Origin of the sequence: Streptomyces chengmaiensis (genome assembly GCF_029846775.1) — a bacterium.
GTDB lineage: Bacteria > Actinomycetota > Actinomycetes > Streptomycetales > Streptomycetaceae > Streptomyces > Streptomyces chengmaiensis.
In genome coordinates, this window is sequence record NZ_JARWBG010000039.1 from 1 (window position 1) to 18,960 (window position 18,960).

Annotated in this window: 18 protein-coding genes; 12 read left to right on the top strand and 6 right to left on the bottom strand. The window is 71.9% G+C overall.

The features are described from left to right. Window positions 1-526 precede the first annotated feature (526 nt). Both QCN29_RS26370 and QCN29_RS26375 read right to left on the bottom strand, forming a co-directional pair. Window positions 527-784, bottom strand: coding sequence for a hypothetical protein (locus QCN29_RS26370; protein WP_240137334.1), 258 nt, complete (start codon window positions 782-784; stop codon window positions 527-529). Between the two features lie 182 nt (window positions 785-966). Beyond that, window positions 967-1,827, bottom strand: a complete 861-nt coding sequence (locus QCN29_RS26375) for a 3-hydroxybutyryl-CoA dehydrogenase (RefSeq protein WP_240137333.1) — start codon at window positions 1,825-1,827, stop codon at window positions 967-969. A gap of 187 nt (window positions 1,828-2,014) precedes the next feature. Between QCN29_RS26375 and QCN29_RS26380 the strand changes: the two genes are divergently transcribed. Continuing rightward, complete coding sequence (locus tag QCN29_RS26380) at window positions 2,015-3,226, top strand: glycoside hydrolase family 10 protein (RefSeq protein ID WP_279931272.1); 1,212 nt, start codon at window positions 2,015-2,017, stop codon at window positions 3,224-3,226. Between the two features lie 159 nt (window positions 3,227-3,385). On the opposite strand, the gene QCN29_RS26385 is transcribed toward QCN29_RS26380, so the two are convergent. Together QCN29_RS26385 and QCN29_RS26390 are read right to left on the bottom strand one after the other, a co-directional pair. Further along, entirely contained in the window at window positions 3,386-3,586 is a 201-nt protein-coding gene (locus QCN29_RS26385) for a DUF1918 domain-containing protein (RefSeq protein ID WP_240137331.1), read from the bottom strand. A gap of 82 nt (window positions 3,587-3,668) precedes the next feature. After that, the gene (locus QCN29_RS26390; RefSeq protein ID WP_279931273.1) at window positions 3,669-4,574 is read right to left on the bottom strand and encodes a DMT family transporter; all 906 of its coding nucleotides are present in this window, start codon (window positions 4,572-4,574) and stop codon (window positions 3,669-3,671) included. Between QCN29_RS26390 and QCN29_RS26395 the strand changes: the two genes are divergently transcribed. The 7 genes from QCN29_RS26395 (at window position 4,573) to QCN29_RS26425 (ending at window position 11,749) form a co-directional block, all read left to right on the top strand. Continuing rightward, window positions 4,573-6,012 carry an aminotransferase-like domain-containing protein gene (locus QCN29_RS26395; protein ID WP_279931275.1) on the top strand — a complete coding sequence of 480 codons (1,440 nt, stop codon included), beginning with the start codon at window positions 4,573-4,575 and terminating at the stop codon, window positions 6,010-6,012. The two genes, QCN29_RS26390 and QCN29_RS26395, sit on opposite strands and share 2 nt — an antisense overlap. 70 nt (window positions 6,013-6,082) lie before the next feature. Beyond that, complete coding sequence (locus QCN29_RS26400; RefSeq protein ID WP_279931276.1) at window positions 6,083-6,658, top strand: histidine phosphatase family protein; 576 nt, start codon at window positions 6,083-6,085, stop codon at window positions 6,656-6,658. A gap of 159 nt (window positions 6,659-6,817) precedes the next feature. Next, entirely contained in the window at window positions 6,818-7,846 is a 1,029-nt protein-coding gene (gene argC / locus QCN29_RS26405; protein WP_279931277.1) for an N-acetyl-gamma-glutamyl-phosphate reductase, read from the top strand. Window positions 7,847-7,931: 85 nt separating this feature from the next. Next, the gene (gene argJ / locus QCN29_RS26410; RefSeq protein ID WP_240137325.1) at window positions 7,932-9,083 is read left to right on the top strand and encodes a bifunctional glutamate N-acetyltransferase/amino-acid acetyltransferase ArgJ; all 1,152 of its coding nucleotides are present in this window, start codon (window positions 7,932-7,934) and stop codon (window positions 9,081-9,083) included. After that, window positions 9,080-9,997 (top strand): acetylglutamate kinase, encoded by a 918-nt coding sequence (gene argB, locus QCN29_RS26415; RefSeq protein WP_279931279.1) that lies wholly within the window; start codon window positions 9,080-9,082, stop codon window positions 9,995-9,997. Before argJ ends, argB begins: the two co-directional genes overlap by 4 nt. Next, window positions 9,994-11,205 carry an acetylornithine transaminase gene (locus QCN29_RS26420; protein WP_279931281.1) on the top strand — a complete coding sequence of 404 codons (1,212 nt, stop codon included), beginning with the start codon at window positions 9,994-9,996 and terminating at the stop codon, window positions 11,203-11,205. Before argB ends, QCN29_RS26420 begins: the two co-directional genes overlap by 4 nt. 7 nt (window positions 11,206-11,212) lie before the next feature. Beyond that, window positions 11,213-11,749, top strand: a complete 537-nt coding sequence (locus QCN29_RS26425) for an arginine repressor (protein ID WP_240137322.1) — start codon at window positions 11,213-11,215, stop codon at window positions 11,747-11,749. 403 nt (window positions 11,750-12,152) lie between these two features. On the opposite strand, the gene QCN29_RS26430 is transcribed toward QCN29_RS26425, so the two are convergent. Continuing rightward, window positions 12,153-12,740 carry a pyridoxamine 5'-phosphate oxidase family protein gene (locus QCN29_RS26430; protein WP_279931282.1) on the bottom strand — a complete coding sequence of 196 codons (588 nt, stop codon included), beginning with the start codon at window positions 12,738-12,740 and terminating at the stop codon, window positions 12,153-12,155. A 115-nt stretch (window positions 12,741-12,855) separates the two neighbouring features. Here QCN29_RS26430 and QCN29_RS26435 point away from each other — a divergent pair, with 115 nt between their 5' ends. The 4 genes from QCN29_RS26435 (at window position 12,856) to QCN29_RS26450 (ending at window position 17,802) form a co-directional block, all read left to right on the top strand. Further along, window positions 12,856-14,049, top strand: a complete 1,194-nt coding sequence (locus tag QCN29_RS26435; RefSeq protein WP_279931283.1) for an argininosuccinate synthase — start codon at window positions 12,856-12,858, stop codon at window positions 14,047-14,049. Window positions 14,050-14,147: 98 nt separating this feature from the next. Further along, the gene (gene argH, locus QCN29_RS26440) at window positions 14,148-15,578 is read left to right on the top strand and encodes an argininosuccinate lyase (protein WP_279931285.1); all 1,431 of its coding nucleotides are present in this window, start codon (window positions 14,148-14,150) and stop codon (window positions 15,576-15,578) included. A 128-nt stretch (window positions 15,579-15,706) separates the two neighbouring features. Then, entirely contained in the window at window positions 15,707-16,258 is a 552-nt protein-coding gene (locus QCN29_RS26445) for a TetR/AcrR family transcriptional regulator (RefSeq protein WP_240137318.1), read from the top strand. Then, window positions 16,255-17,802, top strand: a complete 1,548-nt coding sequence (locus QCN29_RS26450; protein ID WP_279931287.1) for an MFS transporter — start codon at window positions 16,255-16,257, stop codon at window positions 17,800-17,802. The genes QCN29_RS26445 and QCN29_RS26450 overlap by 4 nt, the downstream gene beginning before the upstream one ends. Before the next feature lie 318 nt (window positions 17,803-18,120). On the opposite strand, the gene QCN29_RS26455 is transcribed toward QCN29_RS26450, so the two are convergent. Next, window positions 18,121-18,810 carry a lysophospholipid acyltransferase family protein gene (locus tag QCN29_RS26455; protein WP_398860008.1) on the bottom strand — a complete coding sequence of 230 codons (690 nt, stop codon included), beginning with the start codon at window positions 18,808-18,810 and terminating at the stop codon, window positions 18,121-18,123. Between the last annotated feature and the right edge of the window lie 150 nt (window positions 18,811-18,960).

Genomic DNA, 18,960 nt, shown 5'->3' on the forward strand with positions numbered 1-18,960 from the left:
CCGGCGGCCCGGCGGCCCGGCGGCCCGGAGGCCCGAGGGTCCCCGGGCCCCGAGGGGAGGGCGGGGCGGCGCCCCCCGGACCTCCGCGGGTCCAGGGTGCGGGGCCGCCATCCCGCATCCCCGGGCCACTGGGCCACGTCGGCTCCGCCGCGTGCGAGCCTGGGCATCCGCCCCCGAGACGCGTCCCCGCGATGGCTGGGCCTTCACGCCTGCGACCCGCGTGCCGGGTCGCAGGCGAGGCTGCGCCCGCTGATGGGAAACGCGCCGCAGCAACTCCCGCCCGCGAACGGCGCTCTACTCGCCCGCAGCGGCAGACGCAGTGGCAGACGGCCGCTGCGGGGCGCGCCGGCCGGCGGGGTACGGGAGCGCCCCGCCCGTTACGCCGACGTGGTCGTGTTCGGCCTCCGGCCGTTCGGCGCCTGCGGGCAGCCGACGGGGCCGTGAGCCCGTCCGGCGCGGCTGTACGCGCCGGCTTCCGCGGCGCGGAGCTGCCGCACCGCCGCGGCACGGGGCGGCGGCCCCGGTGTCAACCTCCCACCGCCTCCCAGAGCGCGACCGCCAGCGCGCCCAGCGCGGTGAGCGCGGCCACCGCGGGCAGCGGCCACCTGCCGTGCTCCAGTGAGCCGACGCGTGCGGCGAGATCGGACAGGTCCCGGTCGATCTGTTCGTTGCGCTGTGCGAGCAGAGCCAGTTGGCCGTCGATGCGGGCCAGGCCGACGTCGATGCTGCGGCGCAGCTCTGCGAACTCCTCGACGACCACTAAGTGATCAGGGCCGGTGGTCACGGATGGACTCCTTAGCAGGGAAAAGTCGTGCGCGGACCCTTGGCTGAGCGATCCGAGTCAACTCCCCCTGGTGGGAGGGCGGGAGTGTGTGCGCACGGCATATGCGAGCGCACCCAGCACACTCCGTGTGAACCGGGTCCGGTGAGCCGGTCGGGGTGAACCGGGCCCGTTGAGCCGGTCCGTCAGGAGTACGAGTAGAAGCCGGCCCCCGACTTCCGCCCCAGCCGCCCCGCGTCGACCATCCGCTGCAGCAGCGGGGGCGCGGCGTACAGCGGCTCCTTGAACTCCGCGTACATCGAGTCCGCCACAGAGGCGACCGTGTCCAGGCCGATGAGGTCGGAGAGCTTCAGCGGGCCCATCGGATGGGCGCAGCCCAGCTCCATGCCGTTGTCGATGTCCTCACGGCTGGCGATGCCGGACTCGAACATCCGGATCGCGGAGAGCAGATACGGGATGAGCAGGGCGTTCACCACAAAGCCCGATCGGTCCTGTGCACGGATGGCGTGCTTGCCCAGCACCTGCTGGACCACGGCCTCCGAGCGCTTGACCGTCTCCTCGGAGGTGGTCAGCGCGGGGATCAGCTCGACGAGCCGCTGCACCGGCGCGGGGTTGAAGAAGTGGATGCCGACGACCTGGTCCGGCCGGGAGGTCGCCACCGCCAGCTTCACCAGCGGGATGGAGGAGGTGTTGGAGGCGAGGATCGCATCCTGCCGGGTCACCACCTGGTCCAGGACCTGGAAGATCTCGGTCTTGACCTGCTCGTTCTCCACGACCGCCTCGATGACGAGATCGCGGTCCGCGAACTCGCCGAGATCGGTGGTGAAGGTGAGCCGCTCCAGGGTCGCGTCGCGCTCCTCCTCGGTGATCTTGCCGCGCTCCGCGGCCTTGGCCAGGGAGTTGTACAGGCGGGTGCGGCCGATCTCCAGGGCCTCGCCCGTGGTCTCGGCGACCTTCACCTCCAGGCCGCTGCGTGCGCACACCTCGGCGATGCCCGCGCCCATCTGGCCGCAGCCCACCACTCCGACGCGTGCAATGTCGGCCATTGAGTCCGTCACCCTCGTGCCTTTCGCTCAGCTCCTGCGGCAGGCCCCCGTATGGTTCCGGCGCCCGCCTCGACTCCCTGACGTTACTCCGATTGCATCTGTGCAGGGCGGCCAGGGCCGGGCATGCTGTCCGGACATGGGAGCTGATATCCGAACAGTCACCCGGCACACCGGGAGAAGAAGGCTCATGCTGGCCGCCGCCGGTGCGCTGGCCGTCGCGCTGACGCCGGCCGGGGACGCCGTCGCCGCCCCCGCGCCCGCACGAAAAGCCCGCCGGGGCGGGTATGTGCGGGACTTCCGGGGCATGTGGGCAGCCACTGTCACCAACCGCGACTGGCCCTCCCGGCCCGGTCTCGACGCCGGCCGACAGCGCGCCGAGCTGCTCGACCTCCTCGACGCGGCTGTGGCCCGGCGGCTGAACGCCGTCGTCTTCCAGGTCCGCCCCACCGCGGACGCCCTGTGGCCCTCGCCGTACGAGCCCTGGTCGCAGTACCTCAGCGGGGTACAGGGGCAGGATCCCGGCTGGGACCCGCTCGGCACGGCGGTGCACGAGGCCCATGCGCGCGGGCTGGAGCTGCACGCCTGGTTCAATCCGTACCGGGTCGCCCTCCACGACGACCCGTCGCGCCTGGCGCCCGGCCACCCGGCACGGCGGCACCCGGAATGGATCGTCGCGCACAGCGGCCGGCTCTACTACAACCCGGGCCTGCCAGATGTGCGGCGCTTTGTCCAGGACGCGATGCTGGACGCCGTCGAGCGCTACGACGTCGACGCCGTCCACTTCGACGACTACTTCTATCCGTATCCCGTCGCCGGGCAGCGCTTCGACGACGATGACGCCTACGCCCGCCATGGCGCCGGCTTCGAGGACCGGGCGGCCTGGCGGCGGGACAACACCGACCGGCTGGTCATCGAGATGGGCGACCGGATCAGGGGCATCAGGCCGGGGACCCGCTTCGGCATCAGCCCCTTCGGGGTGTGGCGCAACGCCGACAGCGATCCGCTGGGCTCCGACACCCGGGCCGGCGTGCAGACCTACGACGACCTGCACGCGGACACCCGCAAGTGGGTGAGGGAAGGCTGGATCGACTATGTGGTGCCGCAGGTGTACTGGCACATCGGCTTCTCCGCCGCCGACTACGCCCGGCTGACGCCCTGGTGGGACGAGGTGGCCGCGGGCTCCGGCGTCGACCTCTACATCGGGGAGGCGCTCTACAAGGCGGGCGCGCCAGGCCAGCCCGACGCCTGGCAGGATCCGGCGGAGCTGTCCCGCCATCTCACACTCGCGGCCCGGTGCCCGCAGGTCCGCGGCCACTGCTTCTTCTCGGCGAAGGAGGTCGCTCAGGACCCGATCGGCGCGATGGCCAGAGTGGTCTCGGACCACTACGCCGACCGGTGAGCCGCCTCTCGCCGCAAGGGGCTGGCGCCGGGCAGACATCGCCGGGAGCGGCACCAGTGCCGCTCCCGGCAAGCTCAGCCCTGTCGCGCTCCTCGACGGGCAGACATCGCCTGTCGCGGTACTAGTGCCGCTCCCGGCAAGCTCTGCCCTGTCGCGGCACTAGCGACGGTCCTTGTCCGGGAAGTGCCGGACGACGGTGTCGGGCCCGGGAGACATGACCGTCTCGTGGCCGTCCTCGAACCGGACCCGGAAGGGAGGCTCGCCGTTCTCGCCCAGCACCTCGATGACCTCGGCCGTCCTGTCGTGCTGACCGACGATCCTGCCGTGCACCACCAGCCTGTCGCCCTTGCTTGCGTGCATCGGGGTGACCTCCTCGAAGACGGTCGTCCGTGAAGGGGTGGTCCGTACTGAAGAGTCTAAGGGCGCTGGGCCTCCTCGCGCTTCAGTTGCCCGCCTTCTGGGTGACGGCGATGCACACCAGGACGGCCACGGCGGCCGCAGGCGCGGCGGGCGACACGCGCTCGCCGAGCAGCGCGAACGACCACAGGAGCGTCAGCAGCGGCTGGGCCAGCTGGAGCTGGCTCGCTCGGGCGATCCCGATCGCCGCCATGCCCCGGTACCAGACGTACATCCCGGCGAAGCTGGATCCGGCCGCCAGCCACAGCAGCCCCGTCACGCCGTGGGCGGTCAGCCGCACCGGCTCATGGGCCAGCGCGAGCACCGCCACGGCCAGCATCAGCGGGAGGGACAGCACCAGCGCCCAGCCGATCACCTGCCAGCCGGGCATCAGCCGCGCCAGCCTGCCCCCCTCGGCATAGCCGACGGCGCACACCAGCAGCGCGGCGAACAGATACAGATCGCCGGAGTGGATCGCGCCGCCGCTCTGCCGCGCGGTGAAGGCGGCGACGACGGCGGCCCCGGCGCCCGCGGCGAGCCAGAACCTCCGGGAAGGGCGGTGGGAGGTGCGCACGGCGGCGACGGCGGCGGTCGCGAGGGGCAGCAGCCCCACCACGACGGCCGCGTGCGAGGTCGCCGACGTCTGCAGCGCGAGCGTCGTCAGCAGCGGGAAGCCGAGCACAACGCCGCCCGCCACCGCCGCGAGCGGGCCCCAGTGGCGGCGCTCGGGCAGCGGCACCCGCAGCGCCAGCAGAAAGCCGCCGGCGATCAGCGCCCCCAGAACGCTCCGCAGGGCCACCAGCGACCAGGGGCCGAAGCCGTCCAGGCCCCACACCGTCGCCGGGAAGGTGAGGGAGAAGGCGACGACGCCGAGCGCCGCCAGGAGCGTGCCCCCCGCGTGGCCGCCGATCGCTATCGCCGCAGGAGTAGTAGCGCTATTCTGTACTGTCATGCAAGAGCGTAGCAGTGTGGTCGAACTGGCGAATTCGCTGCGGGTAGAGCTCAAGCGCTATCCAATTGATGGAAAGCTGCCATCGAGCAGAGCCCTCGTCGAGCGCTACAGGGTCTCCCCGGTGACCGTTTCGCGTGCCCTGGCGCAGCTCTCCGCGGAAGGGCTGGTCGTCACCCGGCCGGGCGCGGGCGCCTTCCGGGCCCGGCCGCGCGCCGATGCGCAGCCCCCCGGCGACACCTCCTGGCAGGAGGTCGCCCTCAGCGCGGACGCCTCCGCCGAGCCCGTGCCGCGCGCGGTGGACGCCTCCGGCGTCCTGGTCACCCTCGCCGCGCCGCCGCCCGGCGTCGTGGAGTTCAACAGCGGCTATCTGCACCCGGGTCTGCAACCCGAACGGGCCATGGCGGCGGCGCTCGCCCGTGCCGGACGCCGGCCCGGGGCCTGGGGCCGCCCGCCCGTCGAGGGCCTTCCGGAGCTGCGCGCATGGTTCGCCCGCGGCCTCGGCGAGACCGCCTCCGCCGCCGATGTGCTGGTCACGGCCGGCGGCCAGTCCGCGCTGAGCTGCGCACTGCGCGCCCTGGCCCCTCCCGGCGCGCCCGTGCTCGTCGAGTCACCCACCTACCCGGGCATGCTGGCCATCGCCCGCGCCGCCGGGCTGCGGCCCGTGCCGGTCCCCGCGGACGACGACGGCGTGCGGCCCGACCTGCTCGCCGCCGCCTTCGCCGCCACCGGCGCCCGCGTCTTCGTCTGCCAGCCGCTCTTCCAGAACCCCACCGGCGCCGTCCTCGCATCCGAGCGCCGCCCCGAAGTGCTGCGCATCGCCCGCGAGGCGGGGGCGTTCATCATCGAGGACGACTTCGCACGGCGGCTGGTCCACGAGGATGCCGGCGAGGTGCCGGAGCCCCTCGCCGCCCTCGACCGGGACGGAGTCGTCGTCCACGTCGGCTCGCTCACCAAGGTGGCCTCGCCCAGCCTGCGTGTGGGCATGCTGGCCGCACGCGGCCCGGTGCTGGAACGGCTGCGCGCCATCCATGTCGTCGAGAACTTCTTCGTGCCGCGCCCGCTGCAGGAGACCGCCCTCGAACTGGTCGGCTCGCCTGCCTGGAGTCGCCATCTGCGCACGGTCGCCGCCGAGCTGAAGATCCGCAGGGACACCATGGCCGCTGCCCTGCGGCTGCACCTGCCGGAGCTGGCCCTGCCGTACGTGCCCTCCGGCGGCTACCACATGTGGCCGCGGCTGCCCGAGGACGCCGACGAGGCCGCCTTGGCGGCGGCCGCCCTGCGCGCCGGAGTCGCCGTCGCGCCCGGCCGCCCGTACTACTGCGCGGAGCCCCCGGCCGGCCGGCTGCGGCTGAGCTTCGCCGGGGTCGCGGGGACGGCCGAGATCACGGAGGGAGTGCGGCGGCTGCGCACCGCCTGCGACGAGATTCTGCGGTCCTGAGGGCTCCGCGGATGCGGCCGAGGCCGACTCGTCTCTTGACCGGGCGGGGCTGCATGAGCACGATCTGGCCATGAGTGTCCGGATCACGATGGTGGCCGCAGCACGCAGCGCGCCCCTCCTTGCGGAGCGCTTCGACGACGACCGGCCGCTCGACCACGCGGGCTGGCACGAGGTCCAGCTCGCCGCACACGCCCTCGTGCCGCTGAGCGCCGCGGAGCTGCGCTACTGCTCGCCCACTCCGCGCAGCCGCGCCACAGGCGACGCCCTCGGTTTCGCCCCCATGGCGCAGCCCGCCCTGCGCGACTGCGACATGGGGCGCTGGCGCGGCTGCACCCTGGCCGAGGTGACGGCCCGCGAGCCCGAGGCGGTCGACACCTGGCTCGCCGACCCGCGCTCCGCGCCCCACGGCGGCGAACCGCTGCTCGCCTTCATCACCCGCATAGGAGGCTGGCTGGACACCCGCCCCGCCGACGACGGCGGCGTCATCGTGGCGGTCGCCGAGCCCGCCGTCGTCCGGGCGGCGCTGGTCTACGCCCTCAAGGCCCCGCCCTCCTCCTTCTGGAACGTGGACGTGCGGCCCCTGTCGACGCTGACGCTCACGGGGATGCCGTCGCGGTGGAGCGTGCGGCTGCTCACGGCGGCGTAGGCCGTGTCCTCGATCGGCGGACGAGCTGGGGAATCCAGTCCCTCCGGCGATCGAGGAGCGGGATCCGGGGCGGAGCCCCGACCTGCACCTCCATAGGGGCAGTGATTGCATAAAACTGCATAGCCTCGTATAGTCATGCCATCGAGAAGGAGGACTTCGATGGCAATTCGGGCAGCGGTGGCGGGAGCGAGCGGATACGCGGGCGGCGAACTGCTGCGTCTGCTGCTGGCGCACCCGGAGGTGGAGATCGGCGCCCTCACCGGCCATTCCAACGCGGGCCAGAAGCTCGGCGCGCTCCAGCCCCACCTGCTGCCGCTCGCCGAGCGGGTGCTCGAGCCGACGAGCGCGGAGGCGCTCGCCGGGCATGACGTGGTGTTCCTGGCGCTGCCGCACGGCCAGTCCGCGGCCGTCGCACAGCAGCTCGGCGACGAGGTGCTGGTCGTCGACATGGGTGCGGACTTCCGGCTGCGTTCCCCGGCCGACTGGGAGACCTTCTACGGCTCCGAGCACGCCGGCGTCTGGCCGTACGGCCTGCCCGAGCTGCCGGGCGCCCGCGCCGCGCTGGAGGGGGCCAGGCGTGTCGCGGTGCCCGGCTGCTATCCGACGGCCGTCTCGCTTGCCCTGCTCCCCGCATACGCGGGCGGGCTGGCCGAGCCGGAGGCCGTGGTCGTCGCCGCGACCGGCACCTCGGGCGCGGGCAAGGCGCTCAAGCCGCATCTGCTCGGTTCGGAGGTCATGGGCTCGATGAGCCCCTACGGGGTCGGCGGCTCCCACCGTCACACACCCGAGATGATCCAGAACCTCAGCGCCGTGGCCGGAGAGCAGGTGAGCGTCTCCTTCACGCCCACGCTGGCCCCCATGTCCCGCGGCATCCTCGCCACCTGCTCCGCCAAGGCGAAGCCGGGCGCGACCGCGGCCCACGTCCGGGCCGCGTACGAGAAGGCGTACGCGGACGAGCCGTTCGTCCGGCTGCTCCCCGAGGGGCAGTGGCCCGCCACCGCGTCGGTCTACGGCTCCAACGCCGTCCAGATCCAGGTCGCCTACGACGGGGCCGCCGACCGGGTCATCGCGATCAGCGCCATCGACAACCTCACCAAGGGCACCGCCGGCGGCGCGGTCCAGAGCATGAACATCGCCCTCGGTCTCGGCGAGACCACGGGCCTGTCCACGACCGGGGTCGCACCGTGAGCCGGGGGCGCATCCGCGGGGGCGCCCCCGGGCCGAGTCGGGGCACCACCCAGGCGAACGCCCTGGGGGAGAACAAGGAGATGCAGTGAGCGTCACGGCAGCACAGGGATTCACAGCGGCCGGCATCGCCGCAGGGATCAAGGAGAACGGCAACCCGGACCTGGCCGTCGTCGTCAACAACGGTCCGCGCCGCGCCGCCGCGGGCGTCTTCACATCCAATCGTGTCAAGGCCGCACCGGTTCTGTGGTCCGAGCAGGTCCTCAAGGGCGGCGAGCTGGCCGCGGTCGTCCTCAACTCGGGCGGCGCCAACGCCTGCACCGGTCCGAAGGGCTTCCAGGACACGCACGCCACCGCGGAGAAGGCCGCCGACGTCCTGGGCGTCGGCGCGGGGGAGGTGGCCGTCTGCTCCACCGGGCTGATCGGCGTGCCGCTGCCGATGGACAAGCTGCTGCCCGGCGTGGAGAAGGCCGCGCAGGAGCTGTCCGAACACGGCGGCGAGAAGGCGGCGATCGCCATCAAGACCACCGACACCGTCCACAAGACCGCCGTGGCGGTCAAGGAGGGCTGGACGGTCGGCGGCATGGCCAAGGGCGCGGGCATGCTCGCCCCCGGACTGGCCACCATGCTCGTCGTCCTCACCACCGACGCCGACCTGGAGGCCTCCGCGCTGGATGCGGCGCTTCGGCACGCCACCCGGCTCACCTTCGACCGGGTCGACTCGGACGGCTGTATGTCCACCAACGACACGGTGCTGCTGCTCGCCTCGGGCGCGTCCGGCGCGACCCCGGCGTACGACGAGTTCGCCGAGGCGGTCCGCGAGGTCTGCGACGATCTGGCCCGTCAGCTCATCCGGGACGCCGAGGGCGCCTCCAAGGACATCCGCATCGAGGTGGTCAACGCCGCGAGCGAGGACGACGCCGTCGAGGTCGGCCGCTCCATCGCCCGCAACAACCTCTTCAAGTGCGCCGTCCACGGCGAGGACCCCAACTGGGGCCGGGTGCTCTCCGCCATCGGCACCACCTCCGCAGTCTTCGAGCCCGACCGGCTCAACGTCGCCATCAACGACGTCTGGGTCTGCAGGAACGGCTCCGTCGGCGAGGACCGCGACCTGGTCGACATGCGCTACCGCGAGGTCAGGGTCACCGCGGACCTGGCCGCCGGCTCGGAGTCCGCCGTCATCTGGGCGAACGACCTCACCGCCGACTACGTCCACGAGAACAGCGCGTACAGCTCATGAGCACGACACGGAAGCACACCGCCCTGCCCAAGGCCCGGACCCTCATCGAGGCGCTGCCCTGGCTCACCCGCCACTACGGCAGGACCGTGGTCATCAAGTTCGGCGGAAACGCCATGGTCGACGAGGACCTCAAGGCCGCCTTCGCCCAGGACGTCGTCTTTCTGCGCCACGCCGGCCTCAAGCCCGTCGTCGTCCACGGCGGCGGCCCGCAGATCAGCGCCCAGCTCGACAAACAGGGTCTGGTCAGCGAGTTCAAGGCAGGACTGCGGGTCACCACCCCGGAGGCCATGGACGTCGTGCGCATGGTGCTCGCCGGCCAGGTCCAGCGCGAGCTCGTCGGGCTGCTCAACCAGCACGGCCCGCTCGCCGTGGGCCTGACCGGCGAGGACGCCCACACCATCACGGCGACCAAGCACCAGCCGCGCATCGAGGGCGAACTCGTCGACATCGGCCGGGTCGGCGAGATCACCGAGATCGACGTCGGAGCCATCGAGGCGCTGCTCGACGACGGCCGTATCCCGGTCATCTCCTCCATCGCCCGCTCCGCCGACGACCACCACGTCTACAACGTCAACGCCGACACCGCCGCCGCCGCGCTCGCCGCCGCGCTGGGAGCGGAGACGCTGATGGTCCTCACGGACGTCGAGGGGCTGTACGAGGACTGGCCGAACAGCGACGAGGTCATCAGCAAGCTCACCGCCGCCCAGCTGGAGAGACTGCTGCCCGACCTCTCCAGCGGCATGGTGCCCAAGATGGAGGGCTGCCTGTACGCGGTGCGCAACGGCGTCACCACGGCCCGCGTGCTCGACGGACGGGTGCCGCACTCGATCCTGCTGGAGATCTTCACGGACGAGGGCATCGGCACGATGGTCGTACCCGACGACGAAGGCGGAGAGGCAGTGAACCCGGCATGAGCAACCAGGAGCTTTCGCGCCGCTGGCAGAGCGCGATGACGGACAACTACGGCACGCCGCGGCTCGCCCTGGTCCGCGGCGAAGGCGCCCGGGTCTGGGACGCGGACGGCGTCGAGTACCTCGACTTCGTCGGCGGCATCGCGGTGAACGCGCTCGGCCACGCCCATCCGGCCGTCGTCGAGGCCGTCTCCCGGCAGATCGCCGCCCTGTCCCATGTCTCCAACCTGTACGTCGCCGAGCCGCCCGTCGCCCTCGCCGAGCGGCTGCTCCAGCACTTCGCCCGGCCCGGGAGGGTCTTCTTCTGCAACTCGGGCGCCGAGGCGAACGAAGCCGCCTTCAAGATCGGGCGGCTGACGGGTCGTCGGCACATGGTCGCCACGCAAGGAGGCTTCCACGGCCGCACCATGGGGGCGCTCGCCCTCACCGGCCAGCCGGGCAAGCGGGAGCCGTTCCTGCCGCTTCCGGGCGAGGTCACCCATGTGCCGTACGGGGATGTGGAGGCACTTCGGGCGGCGGTCACCGAGGAGACCGCGTTCGTCATCGTCGAGCCCATCCAGGGCGAGATCGGCGTGGTGGCGCCGCCGCCGGGGTATCTCCGGGCAGCCAGGGAGATCACCCGCGCCGCCGGAGCGCTCCTGGTCCTCGACGAGGTGCAGACCGGCGTCGGCCGCACCGGCCACTGGTTCGAGCACCAGGCCCACGAAGGCGTGGAACCCGATGTCGTCACCCTCGCCAAGGGCCTGGGCGGAGGGCTCCCCATCGGCGCGGCCGTCGCCTTCGGCCAGGCGGCCGACCTCCTCAAGCCGGGCCACCACGGCACCACGTTCGGCGGCAACCCGGTCGCCTGCGCCGCCGGACTCGCCGTGCTCGACACGCTCGCCGAGGACGGCCGGCTGGACGAGGTGAAGCGGCTGGGCGAGAAACTGCGCGAGGGAATCGAGTCCCTCGGGCACCCCACGGTCTCCCATGTCCGTGGCGCGGGCCTGCTGCTGGGTATCGTGCTCAACGAGCCCCTCGCGCCCCGGGTGCAGCAGGCGGCTCAGGGTGCCGGCTTCCTGGTGAACGTCCCCGCTCCCGATGTCGTACGGCTTATGCCGCCCCTGATCATCGGCGACGCGGAGGCGGACGCGTTCCTCCAGGCGCTCCCCGGCATCCTCGACGCGGGCTCGAAGGGGACGGAGCCCGGGGCAGGACGATCCGGAGAATGAGACGACGATGACCGAGGCGCAGGAAACCGAGCACGGAGGACCGGCGGTTCCGCAGACCCGTACGGCCCGCCACCGCCGGATCGTGGACATCCTCAACCGGCAGCCGGTGCGCTCGCAGAGCCAGCTGGCCAAGCTCCTCGCGGACAGCGGGCTGAGCGTCACCCAGGCGACGCTCTCCCGCGACCTCGACGAGCTGGGCGCGGTGAAGATCCGCAACACCGGCGGCGAGCTGATCTACGCGGTGCCGAGCGAGGGCGGGTTCCGCACCCCGCAGGCGCCGCTCGGCGAGTCGGCCAAGGAGGAGCGCATGCGCCGCCTCTCCGGCGAACTGCTGATCTCCGCGGAAGCCTCGGCCAACCTGGTGGTGCTGCGCACCCCGCCGGGCGCCGCGCAGTTCCTCGCCTCGGCCATCGACCAGGCGGAACTGCACGCCATCCTCGGCACCATCGCGGGCGACGACACCCTCCTGCTGATCAGCCGCGACCCGGCGGGCGGCCAGGCGCTCGCGGACCATCTGCTGCGGCTGGCCCAGAGCGGACGCTAGTACCCCTCCCGGCAGGCTTTGCCCACTCGCGCCGCCCTGCACGCTCCGCCACAGCCTCCGGCGTGGGCGGGAGCCCCACCTCCCGGGCCCTGCGGGCCCGGGAGGCGCCCGCAGGCTGCGTCGGCCGAAAGCCCGAGCAGCTCCGCTGCGAGGACTTCCGGCCGTCTTGCGATCTCCCCCGCAGTCCTTCGGGCGCGGGGTCGCCCCGGCGCCGGACGACGCTCCCCGACGGGCAGACACCGCCGGTCGCGGCACTGGCCGCCGCACCGGGCTCCGCCCCGGATCCCGGGCCTCAAGCCACGGCGGGGCCGGATTCTGCACGGGTGGTCGCCGTATCGCCGCCCACTCCGGCCATCGAGGACACGGCCAAGCCCGTACAGCGGGGTCTGGGGCGGAGCCCTTGTCAGTCCGCGCGCGCGGGCAGCGGCAGCGGGAGGGCCGGCAGGCCGTCGAGGCTCACGCCCACGTGCTCCTTCTTCTCGCAGTACGCGGCGAACTCCTCGTCCGTCTTGCGTCCGAAGTGCTCAGCGTGCTGTGTGCGCTCCTCGCGGTAGTCCATGAACGGCACCGCGAAGCCGCAGGCGTCGCTGATCCGCACGGCGTGCACCAGGATGATCGCCCGTGCGCCCGGGCCGTCGGCCTCGGCGAAGTGCGAGATGTACTCGCGCCACCGGGGATCGTCCCGGAAGACCGGCTCGCCGCGGCCGTGCACCCGCAGCACCTTGGGCGGGCCGCTGAAGGCGCACCACATCAGGGTGATCCGGCCGTTGCCCTCCTCCCGGAGGTGGGCGATGGTCTCCGCGCCGCTGCCGCCGAAGTCGAGGTAGGCGAGGGTCAGTTGGTCCAGGACCGCCAGAGTGCCGCTGCGTCCCTTGGGGGAGAGGTTGACATGGCCGTCGCCGGTCAGCGGCGCGGTCGCCGTGAAGAACACGGGTTGCTGCTCGATGAAGTCGCGTATCCGGCCTTCGATGCGTTCATAGCGCTGTCCCATGCCCTGGATTCTCATACGGGCGCAGCCGCCCCAGAACTCCTTTGACAAAACATACGGAGGTCTGCATAGTTATACCCAACGTCGAATGCAGGGCATGCACCGTAAGGAGAAACCAGTGACCGAGCGCGTCGTACTCGCCTACTCAGGCGGTCTGGACACCTCCGTCGCCATCGGCTGGATCGCCGAGGAGACGGGCGCCGAGGTCATCGCCGTCGCCGTGGACGTCGGCCAGGGCGGCGAGGACCTGGACGTCATCCGCAAGCGCGCGCTCGCCTGCGGTGCCGTCGAGGCGGAGGTCGCCGACGCCAAGGACGAGTTCGCCGAGGAGTACTGCCTCCCGGCGATCAAGGCCAACGCCCTCTACATGGACCGCTACCCGCTGGTATCGGCCCTCTCCCGGCCGACCATCGTCAAGCACCTCGTGGCCGCCGCGGAGAAGCACAACGCCTCGATCGTGGCCCACGGCTGCACGGGCAAGGGCAATGACCAGGTCAGGTTCGAGGCCGGCATCGCCTCGCTCGCGCCCGACCTGAAGTGCATCGCCCCGGTCCGCGACTACGCGATGACCAGGGACAAGGCGATCGCCTTCTGCGAGGCGAAGAAGCTCCCGATCGCGACCACCAAGAAGTCCCCGTACTCCATCGACCAGAACGTCTTCGGCCGGGCCGTCGAGACCGGCTTCCTCGAGGACATCTGGAACGCGCCGATCGAGGACATCTACGAGTACACCTCCAACCCGGCCACCCCGCGTGACGCCGACGAGGTGGTCATCTCCTTCAAGGAGGGCGTGCCGGTCGCCGTCGACGGCAAGCCCGTCACCGTCCTCCAGGCGATCCAGCAGCTCAACGAGCGGGCGGGCGCGCAGGGCGTCGGCCGGATCGACATGGTCGAGGACCGCCTGGTCGGCATCAAGTCCCGCGAGGTCTACGAGGCGCCCGGCGCCATCGCCCTGATCACCGCCCACCAGGAGCTGGAGAACGTCACCGTCGAGCGCGAGCTGGCCCGCTACAAGCGGCAGGTCGAGCAGCGCTGGGGCGAGCTCGTCTACGACGGCCTGTGGTTCTCCCCGCTCAAGCGCGCCCTGGAGGGCTTCGTCAACGAGGCCAACCAGCACGTCACCGGCGACATCCGGATGACTCTGCACGGCGGCCGCGCCGTCGTCACCGGCCGGAGGTCCGACCAGTCGCTGTACGACTTCAACCTCGCCACCTACGACAGCGGCGACACCTTCGACCAGTCGAAGGCCCAGGGCTTCATCGACATCTTCGGTCTCTCGTCGAAGATCGCGGCGAAGCGTGACCTCGCCTGAGCCATTCGCTCGTTACACCGTGCGCACGCGCTGCCTCCCCCCGCCCTCCGCGGCCGGGGAGGCAGCGGCACATCCATCCCTGTTGAGGAGCTAGAGCAGTGAGCAGCAGTGACAACGGTGACGTCCGGCTCTGGGGCGGCCGCTTCGCCGACGGGCCGGCCGAGGCGCTGGCGAAGCTGTCGGCGTCGGTGCACTTCGACTGGCGTCTCGCCCCGTACGACATCGCGGGCTCGCGCGCCCATGCCCGGGTGCTGCACACGGCCGGGCTGCTCACCGACGACGAGCTGACCCGGATGCTGGCGGGCCTCGACCGGCTCGAAGCGGACGTCGCCGACGGCTCCTTCACCGGCACCATCGCCGACGAGGACGTGCACACCGCCCTGGAGCGCGGACTGCTGGAGCGGCTCGGCCCCGACCTCGGCGGCAAGCTGCGCGCCGGCCGGTCCCGCAACGACCAGGTCGCCACCCTCTTCCGGATGTATCTGCGCGACCACGCCCGGATCATCGGCGGGCTGATCACAGAGCTCCAGGAGGCCCTTGTCGGGCTGGCCGAGGCGCATCCGGACGTCGCCATGCCGGGACGCACGCACCTTCAGCACGCGCAGCCCGTCCTCTTCGCCCACCACATGCTCGCCCATGTCCAGTCCCTGTCCCGGGACGCCCAGCGACTGCGCCAGTGGGACGAGCGCACCGCCGTCTCCCCCTACGGGTCCGGCGCTCTCGCCGGTTCCTCGCTCGGCCTTGACCCCGAGGCGGTCGCCCGGGACCTCGGCTTCGAGCACGGCTCCGCCGGGAACTCGATCGACGGGACGGCCTCCCGAGACTTCGTGTCGGAGTTCGCCTTCATCACCGCGATGATCGGCGTGAATCTGTCGCGGATCGCCGAGGAGATCATCGTCTGGAACACCAAGGAGTTCTCCTTCGTCACCCTCCACGACGCCTTCTCCACCGGCTCGTCGATCATGCCGCAGAAGAAGAACCCGGACATCGCCGAGCTGGCGCGCGGCAAGTCCGGCCGGCTGATCGGCAATCTGACGGGCCTGCTGGCCACGCTGAAGGCGCTGCCGCTCGCGTACAACCGTGATCTGCAGGAGGACAAGGAGCCCGTCTTTGACTCCTGCGACCAACTGGAGGTGCTGCTCCCGGCCTTCACCGGGATGATGGCCACGCTCACCGTCAACCGGGAGCGGATGGAGGAACTGGCCCCGGCCGGCTTCTCGCTCGCCACGGACATCGCCGAGTGGCTGGTCCGGAAGGGCGTGCCGTTCCGGGTGGCGCACGAGGTCGCGGGGGAGTGCGTCAAGGAGTGCGAGCAGCACGGGATCGAGCTGGACCAGCTCACCGACGAGCAGTTCGCCAAGATCTCACCGCATCTGACGCCCGAGGTCCGCACCGTCCTGAACGTCCCGGGAGCTCTCGCCTCCCGCAGCGGCCGCGGCGGCACGGCGCCCGCGGCGGTCGCCGTCCAGCTCGCCGAGGTCAAGGAGGACCTTGCGGTCCAGCGTGCCTGGGCCACTGCCAAGCGGTAGCGCTCTCCCGCCCGTCCTCTCCGTCGACGCCGCCCTGCTCGTATCGAGCAGGGCGGCGTCGCTGTCTTGTATGAGGCAGTCACATCCCGAGTGAGACGTCAACGTCTCATATGAGGTATGCTTGTCTCATGGCAATGGATCGTGATCAGGTACTCAAGGCCGCCGCCGCTCTGCTCTCCCGCAAGTCGACCGCCACGATGGACGAGGTCGCCCGGGCCGCGGGCATCGGACGGGCCACCCTGCATCGGCACTTCGCCGGGCGGGACGCCCTGGTCAGAGCCCTAGAGGGGCTCGGCATCCAGGAGTTCGAAGCGGCCCTCGACCGGGCCCGGGCCGACGAGGGCGATGCGAGCGCCGCGCTGCGGCGACTGATCGCCGAGATGGAGCCCGCGGCCGATCTGCTGGCCTTCCTCGTCACCGAGAACCAGCTGTTCGAAGGCGACCAGGTCAACGAGGGCTGGGCCCGGCTGGACGCCCGGGTCGCCGCCCTCTTCCGGCGCGGCCAGGAACAGGGCGAGTTCCGCATCGATCTCCCGCCCGCCTGGCTGACCGAGGCCCTCTACGGGCTCATCGGCACCTGCGCCTGGGCCGTCATGGACGGCCGGGTCGCCAAGAACGACTTCCAGTACATGATCGCCGAGCTGCTGCTCGGCGGAGCACAGCGGAGTGTGGAGAAATGACCAGTACCGTCCGGCGCACGACCGGGACGGACGACACCCTGCACCGGCCCGGGCGCTGGCTCGCCCTCGCGGTGCTGGTCCTGGCCGTGCTGCTGGTGGCCGTCGACGCCACGGTGCTCGGTCTCGCCACGCCGTTCCTCAGCGAGGACCTCCAGCCGTCGGCCACCCAACTGCTGTGGATCGGCGACGTCTACTCCTTCGTCATCGCCGGACTCCTGGTGTCCATGGGCAGCCTCGGCGACCGGATCGGCCGCAAGAAGCTGCTGCTGACCGGGGCGGTGGCGTTCGGCGCGGTGTCCGTGCTCAACGCATACGCCACCACTCCCGAGCTGATGATCGCCGCACGTGCGCTGCTCGGCGTCGCCGGAGCGACCCTCATGCCGGCCACGCTCGCGCTGATCCGGAACATCTTCCACGACCCCAGGGAGCGCAGCCTCGCCATCGGCGTCTGGGGCGCCATGGCCTCGGCGGGCGCGGCAGTGGGGCCCGTGGTCGGAGGACTCCTGCTTGAGCACTTCTGGTGGGGCTCGGTCTTCCTGATCAACCTGCCGGTGATGGCCGTCCTCGTCCTCGTCGGCGTCAAGCTGATACCCGAGTCCAGGAACCCGGCTGCGGGCCCCTGGGACCTGGCCGGCGTCGCCCTCTCGCTCGTCGGCGTGGTCGCCGTCGTCTACGCCGTCAAGGAGGCGGCGACCCATGGCGCGAGCTGGGACGCCGGAATCTCGGCACTGATCGGACTGGCCGGCCTGTACGGATTCGTCCGCAGGCAGCTCACCCTGCCCGCGCCGCTGCTCGACATGCGCCTGTTCCGGCACCGCGGGTTCTCCGCAGCCGTCCTGGCGGACCTGCTGACCATCCTCGGGCTGTCCGGTCTGGTCTTCTTCCTCTCCCAGTTCCTGCAACTGGTCCAGGACCGGCGGCCCTTCGAGGCCGGCCTGGCAGAACTGCCCGCGGCGATCGGAGCGGTCGCCACCGGACTGGCGGCGGGCGCCGTCGCCCGGCGCTTCTCGGTACGGGGCGTGGTGGCCGGCGGCCTGGCCGCGGTGGGCGTCGCGCTCGGCGCACTGACCATGGTCAGCCAGTCCACCGGCTATCCGCTGCTTGGCGCGATCCTGCTGGTCGTGGGCGCGGGGGCCGGGTTCTCGTTCACCGTCACCTCGGACGTGATCCTCTCCAGCGTGCCGAAGGAGCAGGCGGGGGCGGCCTCCGCGGTCTCCGAGACGGCGTACGAACTGGGCGCGGCGCTCGGCATCGCGCTGCTCGGCTCCATCGTCACCGGCGTCTACCGCGACTTCGCGACGCCGGACGGCATTCCGGCGGGGGTCGCGTCCGCCGCGCACGAGTCGCTCGGCGGCGCGGTGGAGGCGGCGGCCGAGGCGCCCGGCGAGACGGGTGCGGCGCTGGTCGCCGCGGCGCAGCGGGCCTTCGTCGACGGTCTGCATGTCGCCTCGGCCGTCGGCGCGGCGGTTCTGCTGGCCACGGCGGTGGCGGCGTGGTTCCTGCTGCGCGGCCAGCGACTCGAGGCGGGCGTGGAACACCCGTAGCCCGGGGGCCTGTTCCCTTGGCCCGCCCCTTCTCATAACCGGGGGGCAGGCCCCCAGACCCCTGGTACGGGGTTCGGCCGCGTCCTCGATCTCACCTGGCTACCTCCCCCGGACTCCGTCGGCGGCGGTCCCAGAGGCGGCCCCCACCCAGGTGCCCCGATGAGCTGAGACCGGCCGCCCCGACCTCAAGCCCGCCGGCGTCTGAGGCGCACGCCGAGCCTCGCCGGCGTTTCAGTCACAGGGGTCCGGGGTGGAGCGCCCGGACGTCGGTCCCGGGGTGGAGCCCCGGTTCAGGGGAACAGGACCCCGCCGGAGGCGCTACGCCGCCTTCGCCTTCGTGGCGTACATGTCCACGTACTCCTGCCCCGACAGCCTCATGACCTCCGTCATCACCGAGTCCGTCACCGCCCGCAGCACATACCGGTCGCGGTCCATGCCCTCGTAGCGGGAGAACTCCATCGGCTCGCCGAAGCGGACCGTGACCCGGCCCGGGCGGGGCAGGCCCGCGCCGCCCGGCTGGAGCCTGTCGGTGCCGATCATGGCGAAGGGCACCACCGGCGCGCCGGTCATCAGGGTGAGCCGGGCGATGCCGGTGCGGCCGCGGTAGAGGCGGCCGTCGGGGGAGCGGGTGCCTTCCGGGTAGATGCCGAAGAGCTTGCCCTCCTCCAGCACCCGGCGGCCCGTCATCAGCGCCGCCACACCGCCGTTGGCGCCGTCGCGGTCCACCGGGATCATGCCGACGCCGGTGAAGAACCAGGCCATCAGCCGGCCCTTGAGACCCTTGCCCGTCACGTACTCGTCCTTGCCGATGAAGTACACCGGCCGGTCCGTGACCAGTGGAAGGATCATCGAGTCGATGAAGGTCAGGTGGTTGCCGGCGAGGATGACCGGGCCCGAGCCCGGGATGTTCTCGGCGCCTTCCACCCGCGGGTGGAACATCAGGCGCAGGATCGGTCCGAGCACTGCCTTGATGAGCGACAAGCGGGACAACGGGTCCTCCGGTGTCATGGACGGCGGGCGCAGGACCGCGAGGCCCGTGCAGGTGAGGACGATACTCGCGGGTCTCGGCAGATCGCACATCGGGTTCACGGATCCGATACGCAGTGTTGACGTATGTCGCCGGGGCGTTGGCCCCCGGACTGCCGTGCGTAAGGGAGA

Excerpts from the sequence above, each read along its gene's own strand:
- QCN29_RS26375 (WP_240137333.1), bottom strand. The coding sequence starts at position 1,827 with ATGGCCGACATTGCACGCGTCGGAGTGGTGGGCTGCGGCCAGATGGGC.
- QCN29_RS26380 (WP_279931272.1), top strand. The coding sequence starts at position 2,015 with ATGCTGGCCGCCGCCGGTGCGCTGGCCGTCGCGCTGACGCCGGCCGGG.
- QCN29_RS26385 (WP_240137331.1), bottom strand. The coding sequence starts at position 3,586 with ATGCACGCAAGCAAGGGCGACAGGCTGGTGGTGCACGGCAGGATCGTC.
- QCN29_RS26395 (WP_279931275.1), top strand. The coding sequence starts at position 4,573 with ATGCAAGAGCGTAGCAGTGTGGTCGAACTGGCGAATTCGCTGCGGGTA.
- QCN29_RS26390 (WP_279931273.1), bottom strand. The coding sequence starts at position 4,574 with ATGACAGTACAGAATAGCGCTACTACTCCTGCGGCGATAGCGATCGGC.
- QCN29_RS26400 (WP_279931276.1), top strand. The coding sequence starts at position 6,083 with ATGAGTGTCCGGATCACGATGGTGGCCGCAGCACGCAGCGCGCCCCTC.
- argC (WP_279931277.1), top strand. The coding sequence starts at position 6,818 with ATGGCAATTCGGGCAGCGGTGGCGGGAGCGAGCGGATACGCGGGCGGC.
- argB (WP_279931279.1), top strand. The coding sequence starts at position 9,080 with ATGAGCACGACACGGAAGCACACCGCCCTGCCCAAGGCCCGGACCCTC.
- QCN29_RS26420 (WP_279931281.1), top strand. The coding sequence starts at position 9,994 with ATGAGCAACCAGGAGCTTTCGCGCCGCTGGCAGAGCGCGATGACGGAC.
- QCN29_RS26425 (WP_240137322.1), top strand. The coding sequence starts at position 11,213 with ATGACCGAGGCGCAGGAAACCGAGCACGGAGGACCGGCGGTTCCGCAG.
- QCN29_RS26430 (WP_279931282.1), bottom strand. The coding sequence starts at position 12,740 with ATGGGACAGCGCTATGAACGCATCGAAGGCCGGATACGCGACTTCATC.
- QCN29_RS26445 (WP_240137318.1), top strand. The coding sequence starts at position 15,707 with ATGGCAATGGATCGTGATCAGGTACTCAAGGCCGCCGCCGCTCTGCTC.
- QCN29_RS26450 (WP_279931287.1), top strand. The coding sequence starts at position 16,255 with ATGACCAGTACCGTCCGGCGCACGACCGGGACGGACGACACCCTGCAC.
- QCN29_RS26455 (WP_398860008.1), bottom strand. The coding sequence starts at position 18,810 with ATGACACCGGAGGACCCGTTGTCCCGCTTGTCGCTCATCAAGGCAGTG.